The organism is Sphaerisporangium sp. NPDC049457, assembly GCF_055586705.1.
Window position 1 is genome coordinate 21,278 of sequence record NZ_JBVJHR010000024.1, and the last position, 15,249, is coordinate 36,526.

Sequence of the window (15,249 nt, forward strand, 5' to 3'; positions counted from 1 at the left end):
CCGTACCCGGCGGCCCTCGATCGGAGCGAGCAAACGCATGCTTGACGATCAGAGTGATCCGCGATCTCTTAGGTGGGGCGGCCGAGCCTCGTGGAGATCTTGACGCCATCGGCGCGGCATGCTGCCATCTGGATATCCGTTATTTCATGCTGATTCAGTAGGAAATGGGGAGTCGTGAGGGTAATCCGGCGTGCGGCCGCGATCACCGCGCTTCTGCTGGGCGCGGTCGGCATCCATGTCGTCCAGGGCGGAGCGGCGCAGGCGGCCCTGCCCACCGCCGCCGTCGCGCTCGGCGACAGTTTCGTCAGCGGCGAGGGCGCGGGAAGCTACCAGCCCGTCGTCGACGCCTCCGGGACGGCGCAGGCCTTCCCCGGCTGGTCGGCGGCCAACAGCAACGCCTACTTCTGCCACCGGTCGGCGAACGCCTCGCTGTTCAAGGCGTCACTTCCCGGCGTTCAGGACCGCTTCAACCTCGCGTGCTCCGGCGGTCAGCCCGCGGACGTCGCCAACCCCTCCAGCGCCCGCGCCAAGGGCCGCTCCGTCGCCTCGCAGCTCGACCAGCTGCGCGCCGTCGCCCAGACCCACGACATCGACGTCGTCCTCGTCGGCCTGGGCTCCAACAACTCACAGTTCACCTTCGGCAACGTGGCCGAGTTGTGCGCCAACCGCTTCATCGCCGACGCCTGGACCGGCTGGTGGGAGTTCTGGGCCTACCTGAACGGTGAGGTGCCGCAGGAGCCCTGCACCGTCTCGGACCTGGCCACCGACGCCGAGGTCGCCGCCGCCACCGCCGAGACCACCGCCGCCCTGCGCCAGATCCTCGACACTCTCGCCCAGGTCGACGCCGACGGCGTCCACCAGGTGGTCCTGCAGACCTACACCAACCCGCTGCCGCTCGACGTCGCCTCGCAGTACCGGGAGGAGGACGGCCGCAGCGACACCCGCGACAAGTTCCGCGCCCTCGGCGCGGAACGGTACGCCGCCGGCTGCCCGATCCACCGCGCGAGCCTCGCCCCCGGGCACGTGTTCTCCCAGAGCCTCGGCTCCCTGGTCAAGAACGCCTACACCACGCTGGCCGCCGAACGTCCGGCGGCCGACCTGCGCGTGCTGGACGTCCAGAAGGCCTTCGACGGGGCCCGGCTCTGCGAGAACGCCGGCAGCCCGACGGGGGTGCTCGCCACGCCGCTCCGGGTGCAGGACGGGCCGTCCGGCACGTTCGTCACCAGCCTGTCCGGCTGGGACAAGATCGGCATCCAGCGGCTGGCGAACACCTGTGTCACCTACTTCCAGACGTGCCAGGAGTCGTGGCACCCCAACGCCGCGGGCCACGCCGTCCTCGGCCAGTGCCTCACCGGCGCCCTCACCGCCGCGCCCCGCACGATCGTCACCTGCGCCCGCAACGCGAACGGCACGCTCACCATGTCCTGACCCTCCTTTCCCCTGCGCCACGGCGCGCGGCCCCCGCCTCCGGGGCCGCGCGCCGTCCCGCGCGCGGCCGCTGACCGGCGGCGGGATCGATCAGGAATGAAGAAGCACCGGTCGCCGAACCGGACATAACCTCATGGGTATGGACATCACCATTCACACGTGCGTCCTTCCACATGACGACCCGGACGCCTCCCTGGCCTTCTACCGCGACGTCCTCGGCTTCGAGGTCCGCAGCGACGTCGGACACGGCAAGATGCGCTGGATCACGGTCGGCCCCGCCGGCCAGCCCGGCACGTCCATCCTCCTGGCGCCGCCGGTCGCCGATCCCGGGGTCACCGAGGACGAGCGCCGCACCATCATGGAGATGATGGCCAAGGGCACCTACGGCTGGATCCTGCTGGCCACCCGCGACCTCGACGGCACCTTCGACAAGGTGCAGGCCGGCGACGCGGAAGTCGTCCAGGAGCCGACCGCGCAGCCGTACGGCGTCCGCGACTGCGCCTTCCGCGATCCCGCGGGCAACATGGTCCGCATCCAGGAACTTCGCTGACAGGAGGGTTCTCATGTGTCATCCCTCGTGGGGGCGTGCACGCGTCGCGGCGCAGCGCCTGAGCGACCTGGCGCGACTGCGCCGCGTCCGTGACCGGATCGACCGGGAGTACGAGCGGCCGCTGAACGTCGAGGCGCTCGCCCGCGGCGTGCACATGTCCGCCGGGCACCTCAGCCGCCAGTTCCGGCTGGCGTACGGCGAGTCGCCGTACGCGTACCTGATGACGCGTCGCATCGAGCGCGCCGCGGCGCTGCTGCGCCGTGGCGACCTCAGCGTCACCGACGTGTGCTTCGCGGTCGGCTGCTCGTCGCTCGGCACCTTCAGCACGCGCTTCACCGAGCTGGTCGGCATGTCGCCCAGCGCCTACCGGCGCCAGATGGCGGACGCCGTCGCGGGCATGCCGCCGTGCGTGGTGAAGCAGGTGACCAGGCCGGTCAGGAACCAGGCAGCGCTGACCGCCTGACGATCACCGCGAGTCCGGCGTCCGCATCCAGACCTGGTAGGAGCCGTCCCCGAAGGTCGTGGAGAACGGCAGCACCGCATAAAGCTCGTATCTGCCGCTGCTCGGCAGGGCCTTGGCGATGGCCGGATCGAACTTCGACACTCCGGGCTTCTGCAGCACCACGAAGTCGTAGCGGCCGTCATCGATGGCCGCCGTGTACGCCTCCGCGCCGGTGTGCTTGACGCCCTTGGGGTCGGTGTAGTTGAGGTGGTACGTGCCCGTCCACTGACTCCAGCTCGTGACGTCCTGGAAGTAGTAGGTGGGCACCTGCGCGATGTCCGCGAGGTATCGGCCCTTGCCGTCCACGTGCGGACGGAGCAGGTCGACGAGCCGCGTCGAGTCCGGCCAGGTCGCATACCGCCACTGGGACTCCGCCACACCTGAGGAGAAGGCCGCCACGACGATCACCACGCCGACCGCGGCGCGGACGATCAGCAGGCCCATCGCGGCGCGGACGGTCGGCGGGCCGGTCGCCGCGCGGCGGGAGAGCGGGCCGACGATCCGGGACAGACCCAGCCCGGCCAGCGGGGCGAAGAAGAACAGGCCGAACCCGACGTGCTTGTGGAGGGACACCGAGGTCGACAGATGGATCTGGTAGGCCGGGGCCAGCAGACCCGTCCCGCAGAGCAGGAGACTCAGCATCGCTCGCCAGGCCCTGCCCGGCTCTGCTCCGGCGGTACTCCGGCCCGCGGAGGCGACCTCGCCGAGCCGGCCGCGCCACACGTACGACAGTGCCCCCAGGCACGCCAGGACGAAGGCGAGCCCGATCCAGTCGACGGACGCGTCGATCAGCGCGCTCGTGGAGTTGGTGCCGTGCGCCCGGGAGGTGGTGGTGAACCGGATGCCCGCCAGAATGGAGCTGCCGTACAGCACAGTGCCGCCGATGAGCCCCGAAGCGGCGCAGAGCAGCACCCCGCGCCAGAGCGCGCGGGCGCCTTCACGGGGCCAGGCGACGATGACGGCCAGGACGACGACCGTGGGGACGAACAGCCCGGCGGCGTACTTGGTGCAGAACGCGAGGACCAGGATCGGCGCGGCGAACAGGACCGTGAACGGGCCGGCCCGGCCGGTGCGCACCACGAGCCACGCGGCGAAGGCCAGCAGGAGCAGGGCCGCCGAGTCGAAGGTCGCGAACCAGCCCAGCACGATCGTCGACTGGGCGGCCGCGAACAGGACGGCCGCGAACAGGGCCGCGCGCTCGTCGAAGAGCCGGCGGGTCAGCGAATAGAGCAGGCCCGTGCAGCCGAGCATGAAGGCCAGGCTCAGCGCACGTGCCCCGGCCAGGCCGCCGCCCAGAGCGTCCACGGCTCCCGCGAGCAGGGGATACAGCATGGGCGAACCGGAGAAGGACCCGCTGTACGACGGGTTCACCGGAGCCCCGTGGAAGATGTGAGCGAGCTCCACCCGGCCGGCGTGGATGTACAGCGCCTCGTCCATGAAGGCGGTGTTGCGCAGCCGCACCGACAACACCGCCTGCACCAGCATGACAAGCGCGAGGACACCCCGGCTCACCCATACACGCCGATGCCCGGCCCACCCCTCCGAAGCGCCCCCGACCCCGTAGGCAACCACACCCCGGACCGGCGCCCCTGTGCTCCCCGACATCCCCGTGCTCCCCGACACCCCTGTGCTCCCCGACACCCCCATGCTCTTGGGCGTCCCTGTGCTTCCCGGCGCGCGCGAGGCCGCCTGGACCGACGAGCGGCCCGGCCCGCGTTCGTCCCCGGACCGCCGCGGGGGAGTGCGCCCGGCGAAGCCCGGGGTGGTGATCTCAGGGTCCATCAGGGGTGCCCATATCCGTCAACGGTGCTCCATGTTGATCATCTCGGCCCTCCTGCCCCGGTCGGCCAACTGCTACCACCTGCACCCCCCCAAGACCAAGCCCGGCGCAACTTGCACCCCCGCGAGGGCGGTTTCACCATATGTGCGGACGTCTATCCGCTCACCTGAGGGGCTTCGGTCCTATCGCCGTCAGCCGCCAGGGCAGTCGTTGTCTCCGCCGCTGCGCTCGACGCAATAGTTGGAAGGCAAGGGGTACCTCGGCTGGGCGGGGGCGTTCGCATGGCCGCTGATGGCTATGAAGGCCGAGACGAGCATCCCGCAGAGCAGCGCGGCGATGGTGAAGAACCCCGCTGCCCTCCTTCGCCGCGTGGCCCAGGCGAGGAATGCGGCGATCGTGGGCGCCACCACCATGACGAACGCCGTGCCGACGAAGTACCGCGCGGCGAGCTCGTTGTCGGAGGGACCACCCAGGGCGCCCGCCAGCCCTTGGCCCAACCCTTTCAGCAAGAGGTACGGAGTGCCCAGCAGCCATATCGCCGTAAGAATGCGCAGGACGATAGAGCTCCATATCTTCGGGTCGTCGGCCCTTGGCTCCATATCTCATTGTGCCTCCGATGGCGCTCGGCCGGCGCTGATCGACCATGACGCGATCGGGGGCCGGTCGGGTCATCGAGGCGTCGGCACACTTTCCACGTGGGTTCGGCTCACCGGCGGCTCCTGAGCTCGTGGCGGCGCCCCTTATGGCCCGGCACCGGCCGCCGCGGCGGACCGGGCCGCGCCCGCCCGGACGGCCGGACGGCCGGTGGTCCGCGTGTCCGCGAAGACCACCGGCCGCGCCGTCGTGCCGGCTAGGAGCCGAGCGTGACGTGGAAGATCTTCTCGTTTCCGTTGTTCGGGATGCCGTCCTTGTCGCCCTGGGTGCTGGTGGTCAGCCACAGGCCGCCGTCGGGAGCGGGCTCCACAGTGCGCAGCCGGCCGTAGGTGCCGTTGAAGAACACCTGCGCGCTGGGCAGGCTGCTCCCGCTGATCGGCACGCGGTACAGCCGGGTGGCGCGCTCGCAGGCGATGTAGATCACGTCGCTCACGATGGCGATGCCGGAGCAGGAGCCCTCCGCCACGGGGTAGGTGCGCTTGGGCGCGATGTACCCGGCGGTGCCGCAGGTGCCCGTCGTCCCCTCACACGCCGGCCAGCCGTAGTTGCCGCCCTTGGTGATCAGGTTGGTCTCGTCCATGATGGAGTTGCCGAACTCCTGCTCCCACAGCCGGCCCTGCGAGTCGAACGCCAGCCCCTGCGGGTTGCGGTGCCCGTAGCTCCACACGTAGGTGCCGAACGGGTTGTCTGACGGCACGGTGCCGTCCGGGTTGAGCCGCAGGACCTTGCCGTTGAGGCCGTTCAGGTTCTGCGCGTTGTCGCCGTTCTGGGCGTCGCCGGTGCTGGCGTACAGCTTGCCGTCCGGGCCGAACCGCAGGCGGCCGCCGTTGTGGTACTTGTTGCGCAGGATCCCGGTGAGCAGGATCTGCTCAGAACTGAGGGTGAGCTGGTCGTTCTCCAGCTTGATGCGGACGATCCGGTTGTCGGTCGACGTCGTGTGCATCATGTACAGCCAGTGGTCGCTGGCGAAGGTGGGGGCGATGGCCAGCCCCATGAGGCCGCCCTCGCCGTCGGTGTCGTCGACGTTCGGCACCGTGCCGATGTTGGTCTTCGCGCCGGTGGCCGGGTCGAGGTGGATGATGTCGTGGACGTCCCTGCGGCTGTAGAGGATCGTGCCGTCGGGCAGCGTGAGCAGACCCCACGGGAGGTCGGTCTCGGTCGCGATCTGCGTCACCCCGCACACCGAGTCGGCGCACCCCCCGCCGGTGGTCACGGTCGCGGTGTTGCTGCGCGACGAGACGTTGGACTGCGCGTCGCGGGCCACCACGTAGTACTGGTAGCTCGTGTTCGCCGACAGCCCGCTGTCGATGAAGGTGGTGGCCGGCGGGTTGCCGGTGACCGTGCCCACCAGCGCACCGCCGCGGTAGACGAGGTAGGCGCGGACCCCGACGTTGTCGGTGGCCGCGGTCCACTGCAACGTCACCGTGGTGCCGGACGCGGAGCCGGTGAGCTGGCTCGGGGCGGTGGGCGCCTGGGTGTCGGACTGGCACTGCGGTGGCGTGATCGTGACCGTCGCGCTCGCCTGGGAGACGTTGCCCGCCGCGTCGCGCGCGTTGACGTACAGACCCCACGTCGAACCGGGGACCACGGTGAGGGTGGTGGACAGGGTGGTCCCGCTCACCGACTTCATCAGCTGGCCGTCGTGGTAGACGTCGTAGAACGCCACTCCGACGTTGTCGGTGGAGGCACTCCACGCGAACGTGACCGAGTCGCACACCAGGCCGCTCACCCGCGGGTTGCCCGGCACCGTCGGAGGCTGGGTGTCGGCGCTTCCGGTGGACGTCGTCCACTTCTGGTTGCTCTGCCCGTTACACGTCCACAACTGCACCGGGGTGTTGTTGGTGGTCCGGCGTCCGCTCACGTCCAGGCACATGCCGGACTGCACGCCGACGATGCTGCCGTCGGAGTTGATCCGCCACTTCTGGCCGGCCGCCCCGGTGCAGGTGGAGATCTGCAGCGTGGCCGGGGGCGTGGTGTCCTGGCCGACCACGTCCAGGCACCTCGGGGAGCTGTACACCCGGAGCTCTCCCGCCGTGGTGGAGGTCCACGTCTGGCTCGCCTGCCCGTTGCAGTCGTAGATGGTGACGCGGGCGCCTGGCGTCGTGGAGTTGCCGGCCACGGTCAGGCAGCGGCCGGACGCCACGCCGACCACGGTCGAGGTGGCCGCCGACGCGGGCGTCGAGCTCGCCACGATCATGGCGGCCACCGAGGCGAGCGCGGCCACGAAGGCGGCCAGAGCGCGCGGCCCCGGCCGTCCACGGGTGGTTAAGGCGAACATTCGTATCAGTCCTTACCGGGGTCGTTCGAGGGTGAGGTTGCCAGGGGAGGGGTCTCGCGCGGTGCCGGCGGGAACGCGGTGCGCGGTCACCACCGAGAAGCCGGCGGGCGCATTGCGGCGACGGCGCGGCCCGGGCTTGGGGTACGGCGCCGCCGACCGCACCCCGTGAGGTCCGTTCGCTGCAGATTCAGCAAAATGCGACAGAGTCCATCAAGAATGAGCGGCACCTCTCTGACAATGCTGTCAGAAATATTGTCACGACTCCCGACGAATGTGGCATATCGGATTGCCCGCTCACCGAAGCCGTCCGATGGCGGGCGGCACGCCAGGTCCGGCGACGGGGGGCGCCTCACGCGGGTGACCGCGCCTTGACGTGGGGCTCGGCCGCGGGTGGTGCCTCTGCGTCACATGGGACGCCACCTGAAGATCATCGATTTCGAGGTGAAACATTCACCGCCCGCCCGCTCCCCGAACCCCTCTGCCCGAACCAGACCAGATCGCGAGATCGTGAGATCGCGACGCGGGCCCCGCTGCGGCAGCGGATGAGGCCGGTCTTGGAGCTAATGGGCCTGGGACGGCGGCGTCGGGAGTTGTTCGGGGTGGGAGTGGCCGAGACGCGCGCGGAGCAGGCCGGTGATGGAGGGGCCGCCTGAGAGGCACCATGCGGCGATCACGGGATCGCAGATCGCGCATCCCAGGGATGAGTGGTCCGCGAACGGGATAATGGGGTTGCCGTGCAGGTGGTGCAGCAGGTCCCAGCCGGTGTGCAGCAGCCACCCGATGCCGACGAATGTCCACGACTCCAGCCCGCGGTAGGCGCAGTAGGTCATGACGGCCGTGAAGGCGAACTCCCACGGGCCGAAACCCCCGCCACTGAGGTAGGCGGCCCCCGCTCCGGCCACCATGATCGCGTTGAACCTGCGCCGGTGCGGTTCGCGGATCAGGGACATCAGGCACACGTACGCGACGCCGATCATGATCGGTACGACGACGCTCATCGTCGGGATCCCTTCTGCCGGCGGCGGGCCGGCGCGGCGGAGGCACGCGCGGTGCCGTCCGCGTAGCGGAGTTCGAAGGTCGTGTCGGTATCGGGCCGGGCGATCACCAGGGCGTCCGTTCCGTCGAGAAGTGCCGGGACGCGGTCGAGGCTAACCGGCGACGTCTCCCGGCTCCCAGCGGCAGGAATGACATTCTCCAACGGAATATCGCCAACCGCCGTCCACGCCCGAGAAGCCGACGAGCCGACCCGAGCCGACGAGAAGCAGCGAGCCCGATCCCGGCCAGGTCAACGGAATTCAATGGCCTCGCAGGCCGAGTGTCGCGCGGAGCCGTTGGCGAGAATCCGGTGCAGGCGTATGTTCTCGCCATGCACACCGTCGTCGTCCTCGGGCTGGATCAGGTGATCCCCTTCGACCTGTCCACCCCCATCGAAGTGTTCACCCGCACCCGGCTGCCCGACGGCCGCCCCGGTTACCGGGTGCGGGTCTGCGCCGAGCGACCCGACGTGGACGCCGGCCTTTTCACGCTGCGCGCCCCATGGGGTCTGGACGCACTCGCGGACGCGGACACGGTCATCGTGCCCGGCACCGCCGACCCCGCCGAGCCACTGTCGCCGGCCGTCCGTGACGCGCTCTCCGGAGCCGCCGCCGACGGCACCCGCATCGCCTCCATCTGCTCCGGCACCTTCATCCTGGCCGCCGCCGGCCTGCTCAGGGGGCTGCGCGCCACCACCCACTGGGCGGCCGCCGCGCAGCTCGCCGCCGCCTACCCGGACATCGACGTCGACCCGGACGTGCTCTACGTCGACAACGGGCAGATCCTCACCTCGGCCGGAGCCGCGGCGGGACTAGACCTGTGCCTGCACATGATCCGCCGGGACTACGGATCCGCCGTCGCCGCCGACGCCGCCCGACTGTCCGTCATGCCGCTGGAACGCGAGGGCGGCCAGGCGCAGTTCATCGTGCGGCGGTACCCGCCCACTCCTCGCGGCTCCGCCATCGAACCTCTCCTGCGCTGGATCGAGGACAATCTCGCCCGAGATCTCACCCTCGCGGACATCGCCGTACAAGCGGGCATGAGCACCCGCACCCTGATCCGGCGTTTCCGCGAGCAGACCGGCACCACGCCGCTGCAGTGGCTCCACCGGGCCCGGGTCCGCCGGGCCCAGCACCTGTTGGAGACCACCCGGCATCCGGTGGAACGTGTCGCGGCCCAGTCGGGCTTCGGCTCGCCGACCGCCTTCCGCGAGCGGTTCAAACGCGTCGTCGGCGTCAGTCCCCACGCCTACCGGAACAGCTTCGGTTAGAGCAGAGTCACCGGCCGCCGGCGCCGGCCGGTGACGCACGACCGGAGACTAGTGGCGTTCGGGCCAGATCGGGCCCTGGTCGGTCCAGGTGACGCCCTTGTTGCGGCACAGGCAGAAGGGGTGACCGATGGGGTCGGTGTAGACCCGCCAGCCGTAACCCTCGGAGCCGACGAAGTCCTTCCGCAGCGTCGCGCCGAGGTCGAGGATGCGGCGCTGCTCGGACTCGATGTCGTCCACCTCGAAGTCGAGGTGGAACTGCTTGGGGTGCTCGCTGTCGGGCCACTGCGGAGCGCGGTAGTCGTCCACCCGGATGAAGGCCAGCTCGATCTCGCCGAACTTGATGCCGGCCCAGTTCTCGTGGCTGCCTTCCTTGATCGGACGGCCCGTCACTTCGGAGTAGAAGGCCGCCAGCCTCATCGTGTCCGGGCAGTCGATGATGAAATCGGTGAATCGTAGCACTCCGCGATCTTGTCACAAGATCAGGAAAGCGCACCCGGGGCGGCCGCGATGTCGCGCGGGGCCGCCCACAGGGCCTCGTGCCCGTCCCGCGTCATCCGGCCGGAGCGGTCGACCGTTCAGGCAGGACAGGCGTGAGCCGCCCGGTGTGCTCCAGGCGCGTCATCGCCAACGCGGAGGCCAGGCCGGCGCACATGAGCAGCAGCCAGGGCAGGCTCGGCAGATGCCGGCTCACGGCCAGGTCGATCGCGGCGCCGCTGGCGAGGTTTCCGGCCAGGATGCCGGCGCCTGAGAGCAGGTTGTACAACCCGTAATAGGTGCCGACCAGGCGGCCTCCGCCGATGTCGGCGATCGTGGCCATCTCGAAGGGGAAGGCGATGAGCGTGCCGGTGGTCAGCACCAGCGTGCAGACGATCACCGGGGCGAGGGCGAGTGCCGGTGGCAGGCGCAGGGGAGCCACCACCGCCAGCGGTACGAAGGCCAGCGCCATCAGCGCCAGCCCCCTCGACATCGCCTGGCCGCGGCTCCAGCGCGCCGAGCACCACGCCGTGATCGGCACCTGGCCGGTGATCCCCATCACCGCGGAGATCACATAGAGGATGACCACGCCGTCCGCGCCGCCGGTGACGCGTTGCACCTCCAGCGGCAGGCCCAGGTACATCTGGTACGACAGAGCGTAGGAGGCGATCATCGCGGTGGCGAACGCGAGGAAGGGACGGTTGGCGGAGGCCTCGCGCCAGTCGTGCAGAACGGGCCGGGCGGCGTCCGCCTCGGCTCCGCGCCGGGCGGGCAGGCACTTCCACTGCAATACCGCCAGCACGGCGAAGATCGTCGCCGCCGACAGGCAGACCGCCCGGAATCCGGATCCGAGCAGCACGACGCCGACCAGCGGGCCCGCCAGGATGCCGGCCTGGTAGAAGACGTTGAACATGGCGAAGGCCTCGACCTTGCGGTCCCCGGCCTCGTGGGCGAGGTAGGCGCGTGCGGCCGGGTTGAACAGGGCTCCCGCCAGGCCGCTCAGCAGGGCGGCGGCGAGCAGCACCGGCAGCGAGTCAGAAAGGCCGAACAACGCGAACCCGACGGTGCGCAGGGCACATCCGGCCATGATCATGGGTTTGTAGCCGTACCGGTCGGCCATGGTGCCGCCGATCAGGAAGCATCCTTGCTGGCCGGCGTTGCGCAGCCCCAGGATCAGCGCGACCGTCCATGCCGCCAGGTGGGCCTTGGTGGTCAGATGCTGCGCCAGGTACGGCATCAGCATGAAGAAGCCCAGGTTGATGCCGACCTGATTGATCAGGAGCATCCGGATCGGACGGTTGAAGGAACGGTACTGGCGCCAGGTCTCGATCACGACGTCCGCCCGCCCGCGCTGAGCGGGTCGCGCACCCTGGTGCAGCGGGTCCAGCGCGTCACCTCGCGGTCGACAGGTGTGACGAGTTCGTCGGGCTCGTCGGCCGGTGGCGCGTCGAGCAGGCCGTTCGCCCGGCAGAAGCCGTCGTCGAAGATGGTGTCCCAGTAACGCCACGGCCCGTCGGGGAAGATCGCGACAATCGTGTCGGCGGGGCGGGCGGCGGCCAGCCAACCGGCCACCAGTCCGACCGCGCCGGTGCTCCAACCGCCCGAGACGTAGTGCCCCGCGGCCAGCGTCCGGCAGGTCGACACGGCTTCGGCGGCGTTGACCCAGTGCACCTCGCGGAAGCTCTCGTAGGCGACGTTGCGCGGGTGGATGCTGGAGCCCAGGCCTCGCATGAGGCGGGGGCGGGCGGGCTGGCCGAAGATCGTGGAACCGACGGTGTCGACGCCGATGAGGTCCAGGTGCGGGAAGTGCTGGCGCAGCACCGCGGAGATCCCGGCGCTGTGGCCGCCGGTACCGACCGAGCACACCAGCGCGTCGATGTGCGGCAGCTGGCCGAGCAGCTCGTGGGCCAGTCCGGCGTAGGCGCCGACGTTGTCGGGGTTGTTGTACTGGTCCGGGCACCACGAATGAGGTATCTCCGCGAGCAGGCGCCGGACGTGCTCGCGACGTGCCTGTTGCCAGCCGCCGGTCGGGTGAGGCTCGGTGACGATCTCCAGGCGCGCGCCGTAGGAGACCAGCAGCCGACGCATGAGGAGTTCCATGCCCGGATCGCCGACCAGCACGACGGGGTGGGAGTAGAGGATGCCGGCCAGAGCGAGCCCCAGGCCCAGCGTGCCGCTGGTCGACTCCACGATGGTCGCGCCCGGCCGGAGCTCGCCGCGGGCGCGCGCCCTGCGGATCATGTGCAGAGCCGGCCGGTCTTTGATCCCGCCGGGGTTGAAGCCTTCGAGCTTGGCCCAGAACCCCTGCCGCGGGGCGGACGGAGTCGGCACGAACGTCAGCGGAGTGTTCCCCACGGCCAGGCCGAGGGACGAGTACGTCGAAGTAGGCGCGCCATTCCGGCGCGCGGCGATCATCTGCGTTGACACGTCTATATCCCCGAAAGTGAAATGATGCGAAGTTTGCATGCATGGCGACATACCGTCACACCGCTGGAACAACGGGATGACGAGTGCGGGCAGCCGCCTATATACGCATCACGCGGATATTCGCTGGATCGGGAATCGAGTGCGTCACGATGATGCCGCGTACCGGTCGGGACCGCAGGTCGCGGTGATCGGCCGAGGCTGAGGACACCGCCTGGGAGATGGCCGGCAGGTGCACGCTGGAGGGTCCGGTCGCCGAGCAGTCCTCCTCGGTCCCGTGCCGGTGCCCTGGAGGCAGGTCATGGTGATGACAGTCGGCGTCCGGCGACACCCAGGGCGCTGACGCGGCGGTGTGGGCGGCGTGGGCGTCCGCCTCCGACATGATCACGGCGGCGCAGGCCCCGCCGTGGGTGAACACCAGCGAGACGAGCATGGCGACCAGGAGCACCATGTTCACGAGCAACCGGCCGGCACCCGATATGGCCGGCCGGCAGGAACGCCGCACTGATGTCGCGAACATCACTCGCCGGTAATGCCCGTGCCCGTCATATGACGCGCCCAGCCGATACACCGTCTTTCGCAAAACGGATTTTCCGCGTCCGCTCGCTGAAAGCTCGACTATCCGGTGAACGGCTGACGGAGATCGAGGCCGCCACGCCGACACCGCGGCAATACCGCTGCCACCAGGCCATTTCACTGAGACTGGAACCAAATTCGCGCTGGTGGGGCGCGTCTACCGGATGACCTGCCGGCCGCTGACACGCGTGGAGAGTTCGATGGCCCTGACCAGACGAGAGATGGTCGCAGGACTGGGCGCGCTCGCGGCGAACCCACTGGCCGATCACACGCGACGGAGCCGGCGCCCGGGAGGTCCCATCGCCCCCGAGCCGCCGGCCGTACCCGCCGGCGTCTCACCCGAGCAGCTTGCGCGAGACGAGCGTTTCTGGGGCGCCGTGGCGGCTCAGTTCCAGGTGAGCGACGAGTTCGTCAACCTGGAGAACGGCTACTACGGGATCATGCCGGAGCCCGTGCGGCAGGCCTACCACCGCAATGTCGATCTGCTCAACGAGAACAACTCCCGCCTGCTGCGCACCACCTACAAGGCACAGGCCGACCAGATCCGGCACCGCGTCGCCGAGGCCCTGGGCGCCTCCGCTGAGGACATCGCCCTGACCCGCGGCGGTACCGAGGCTCTGCAGAGCCTCATCGCCGGCTACAACCGTCTGCGTCCTGGAGACGCCGTCATGTACGCCGACCTCGACTATCACAGCGCCCAGTACGTCATGAACTGGCTGCCCGACCGGCGCGGTGCGCGCGTCGAACGCATCGTGATCCCCGAACCGGCGACGCACCAGGCGGTGCTGGACACCTACGAACGCGCGCTGGAGGAGCATCCGCGGGTCAGGCTGCTCCTGCTCAGCCACATGAACAACCGCACCGGCCTCGTCACGCCGGTGCGTGAGATCGTCGCGATGGCCCGCCACAAGGGCGTCGACGTGATCGTCGACGCCGCCCATTCCTGGGGCCAGCTCGACTTCGCCATCGATGACCTCGACGCCGACTTCGCCGTGTTCTCGCTGCACAAATGGATGGGGGCGCCTTTGGGCTCAGGTTTCGTGTACATCCGGAAGCACCGGCTGGCCGACATCGACATGGCCTTCGCCGACGAGACCTACCCCGCCGGCGACATCCGCTCGCGGGTGCATTCGGGCACCATGGACGTCGCTCCCATCCTTACCGTCGGCACGGCCCTGGACTTCCACCACGCACTGGGCGCGGCCAACAAGCAGGCCCGGCTGAGGTTCCTGCGCGACCGCTGGGTCGATCAGGTCCGCGACATCGAAGGCATGCAGATCCTCACCCCCGACGACCCTCGCATGTACGGGGCGATCACGGCGTTCCGCTTCACCGGCCGGGCCCGCACCGCTGACAACATCGCCATCACCGACCACCTGATGGACAGGCACCGGATCTTCACCGTGCAGCGCAGCGGAGTGACGGCCGGCGCCTGCGTACGGGTCACACCCGCCCTGTTCACCACCCCCGACCACCTCGACCGCCTCGCCGACGCCTTGCACGCCCTACCTACGGCTCTGCGCCGGTGACAAGCTCAGCGCACGCCACATTGACCGGCGCCACACCTGTCCGACGACCTCGCCGCGTGGACGGTGGAGATCGAGGCCGTCAGCCCGTGGGGGTCGACCACTCCACCAGCGGCGGGCGGACCGACGCGCACAACGGCTGACGCTTGGCGTCCGTCAATCCCAGCCGCGCTACCAGGGCGCCACCGGCCACGGCTCTCTCCAGCACGTCAGCGGGAACCGCCTCCAGCCACAGCTTCGCCCGCCGGAACATCGAGAACGCTCCGGCCTCGTCGACCGTCCCCCACGACAGGTAGACGAACCGGCCGCCCGGCCGGCCTTGCACGAACGGGCCGCGCAGATCCCAGCCGGACTCCGTGCGGGTCGCGGTCACCTCCAGCTCCCACACCGCCGAGGAGACGTCCGCAGCCGTCATGCCGAGGAGTTCACCGGTGCGATCCCGCCCCTGCACGCCGACATGAATGTTGGAGTAGCCAGGGAACCCAGGTGCCCGTTCACACTCCCGGCCCGGCAGGTCGGATGCTTCGATACAGATCAGCATCCCAACATCATGCCCGCGACCCAGGTCATCGATGGCATGATCGGCGACCATGTCGATCAGGGGCCCCGCGGGCGAACGTGATCGCCGGTACGCGCGCCATATGCTCGGCGACCGCCTTGGGTACGGCAGGTTCGTGGGTCGCTGAACGTCCCGGGGTGCACAGGAAGCGGCGGAGTGTGTCGGACCCCGGAAGCGCCGCGTATGGCGGTGA

14 protein-coding genes are annotated in these 15,249 nt (G+C 69.8%); 5 read left to right on the plus strand and 9 right to left on the minus strand.

The annotated features are described in order from the left end of the window. The first annotated feature begins 174 nt into the window (after positions 1 to 174). The 3 genes from ACZ6QO_RS31665 to ACZ6QO_RS31675 all read left to right on the plus strand — a co-directional run bounded on the left by ACZ6QO_RS31665 (position 175) and on the right by ACZ6QO_RS31675 (position 2,441). Positions 175 to 1,428, plus strand: coding sequence for an SGNH/GDSL hydrolase family protein (locus tag ACZ6QO_RS31665; RefSeq protein WP_465856076.1), 1,254 nt, complete (start codon positions 175 to 177; stop codon positions 1,426 to 1,428). Positions 1,429 to 1,567: 139 nt separating this feature from the next. Next, a complete protein-coding gene (locus ACZ6QO_RS31670; protein WP_465856078.1) occupies positions 1,568 to 1,978 on the plus strand; it encodes a VOC family protein in 411 nt (136 codons plus the stop codon). 13 nt (positions 1,979 to 1,991) lie between these two features. After that, a complete protein-coding gene (locus ACZ6QO_RS31675; RefSeq protein ID WP_465856080.1) occupies positions 1,992 to 2,441 on the plus strand; it encodes a helix-turn-helix transcriptional regulator in 450 nt (149 codons plus the stop codon). Positions 2,442 to 2,444: 3 nt separating this feature from the next. On the opposite strand, the gene ACZ6QO_RS31680 is transcribed toward ACZ6QO_RS31675, so the two are convergent. From ACZ6QO_RS31680 to ACZ6QO_RS31695, 4 genes are all read right to left on the minus strand, one after another. Further along, positions 2,445 to 3,992 (minus strand): glycosyltransferase family 39 protein, encoded by a 1,548-nt coding sequence (locus ACZ6QO_RS31680; RefSeq protein ID WP_465856082.1) that lies wholly within the window; start codon positions 3,990 to 3,992, stop codon positions 2,445 to 2,447. A 459-nt stretch (positions 3,993 to 4,451) separates the two neighbouring features. Next, positions 4,452 to 4,769, minus strand: a complete 318-nt coding sequence (locus ACZ6QO_RS31685; protein WP_465856084.1) for a hypothetical protein — start codon at positions 4,767 to 4,769, stop codon at positions 4,452 to 4,454. A gap of 341 nt (positions 4,770 to 5,110) precedes the next feature. Further along, positions 5,111 to 7,192, minus strand: a complete 2,082-nt coding sequence (locus ACZ6QO_RS31690) for a PQQ-dependent sugar dehydrogenase (RefSeq protein WP_465856086.1) — start codon at positions 7,190 to 7,192, stop codon at positions 5,111 to 5,113. 560 nt (positions 7,193 to 7,752) lie between these two features. Then, positions 7,753 to 8,190, minus strand: coding sequence for a DUF6010 family protein (locus tag ACZ6QO_RS31695; RefSeq protein ID WP_465856088.1), 438 nt, complete (start codon positions 8,188 to 8,190; stop codon positions 7,753 to 7,755). Between the two features lie 368 nt (positions 8,191 to 8,558). Here ACZ6QO_RS31695 and ACZ6QO_RS31700 point away from each other — a divergent pair, with 368 nt between their 5' ends. Beyond that, a complete protein-coding gene (locus tag ACZ6QO_RS31700) occupies positions 8,559 to 9,497 on the plus strand; it encodes a GlxA family transcriptional regulator (protein WP_465856090.1) in 939 nt (312 codons plus the stop codon). Positions 9,498 to 9,545: 48 nt separating this feature from the next. On the opposite strand, the gene ACZ6QO_RS31705 is transcribed toward ACZ6QO_RS31700, so the two are convergent. The 4 genes from ACZ6QO_RS31705 to ACZ6QO_RS31720 form a co-directional block, all read right to left on the minus strand. Continuing rightward, positions 9,546 to 9,956, minus strand: a complete 411-nt coding sequence (locus tag ACZ6QO_RS31705) for a VOC family protein (protein WP_465856092.1) — start codon at positions 9,954 to 9,956, stop codon at positions 9,546 to 9,548. Between the two features lie 91 nt (positions 9,957 to 10,047). Continuing rightward, positions 10,048 to 11,304: an MFS transporter gene (locus ACZ6QO_RS31710; RefSeq protein WP_465856094.1), complete on the minus strand. Its 1,257-nt coding sequence runs from the start codon at positions 11,302 to 11,304 to the stop codon at positions 10,048 to 10,050. Further along, complete coding sequence (locus tag ACZ6QO_RS31715; RefSeq protein ID WP_465856096.1) at positions 11,301 to 12,398, minus strand: PLP-dependent cysteine synthase family protein; 1,098 nt, start codon at positions 12,396 to 12,398, stop codon at positions 11,301 to 11,303. The genes ACZ6QO_RS31710 and ACZ6QO_RS31715 overlap by 4 nt, the downstream gene beginning before the upstream one ends. 97 nt (positions 12,399 to 12,495) lie before the next feature. Next, positions 12,496 to 12,915, minus strand: a complete 420-nt coding sequence (locus tag ACZ6QO_RS31720) for a hypothetical protein (protein ID WP_465856098.1) — start codon at positions 12,913 to 12,915, stop codon at positions 12,496 to 12,498. A 256-nt stretch (positions 12,916 to 13,171) separates the two neighbouring features. Between ACZ6QO_RS31720 and ACZ6QO_RS31725 the strand changes: the two genes are divergently transcribed. Beyond that, entirely contained in the window at positions 13,172 to 14,500 is a 1,329-nt protein-coding gene (locus ACZ6QO_RS31725; RefSeq protein WP_465856100.1) for an aminotransferase class V-fold PLP-dependent enzyme, read from the plus strand. Positions 14,501 to 14,579: 79 nt separating this feature from the next. Here the strand turns inward: ACZ6QO_RS31725 and ACZ6QO_RS31730 are convergent, their stop codons facing one another. Beyond that, on the minus strand, positions 14,580 to 15,038 hold the full coding sequence (locus ACZ6QO_RS31730; RefSeq protein WP_465856102.1) for a DUF5990 family protein: 459 nt from the start codon (positions 15,036 to 15,038) through the stop codon (positions 14,580 to 14,582). Positions 15,039 to 15,249: the final 211 nt, after the last annotated feature.

What these genes read in the sequence shown, in the direction of transcription:
- ACZ6QO_RS31670 (WP_465856078.1), top strand. Translation starts at nt 1,568, where the DNA reads ATGGACATCACCATTCACACGTGCGTCCTTCCACATGACGACCCGGAC.
- ACZ6QO_RS31675 (WP_465856080.1), top strand. Translation starts at nt 1,992, where the DNA reads ATGTGTCATCCCTCGTGGGGGCGTGCACGCGTCGCGGCGCAGCGCCTG.
- ACZ6QO_RS31690 (WP_465856086.1), bottom strand. Translation starts at nt 7,192, where the DNA reads ATGTTCGCCTTAACCACCCGTGGACGGCCGGGGCCGCGCGCTCTGGCC.
- ACZ6QO_RS31695 (WP_465856088.1), bottom strand. Translation starts at nt 8,190, where the DNA reads ATGAGCGTCGTCGTACCGATCATGATCGGCGTCGCGTACGTGTGCCTG.
- ACZ6QO_RS31700 (WP_465856090.1), top strand. Translation starts at nt 8,559, where the DNA reads ATGCACACCGTCGTCGTCCTCGGGCTGGATCAGGTGATCCCCTTCGAC.
- ACZ6QO_RS31720 (WP_465856098.1), bottom strand. Translation starts at nt 12,915, where the DNA reads ATGTTCGCGACATCAGTGCGGCGTTCCTGCCGGCCGGCCATATCGGGT.
- ACZ6QO_RS31725 (WP_465856100.1), top strand. Translation starts at nt 13,172, where the DNA reads ATGGCCCTGACCAGACGAGAGATGGTCGCAGGACTGGGCGCGCTCGCG.
- ACZ6QO_RS31730 (WP_465856102.1), bottom strand. Translation starts at nt 15,038, where the DNA reads ATGCTGATCTGTATCGAAGCATCCGACCTGCCGGGCCGGGAGTGTGAA.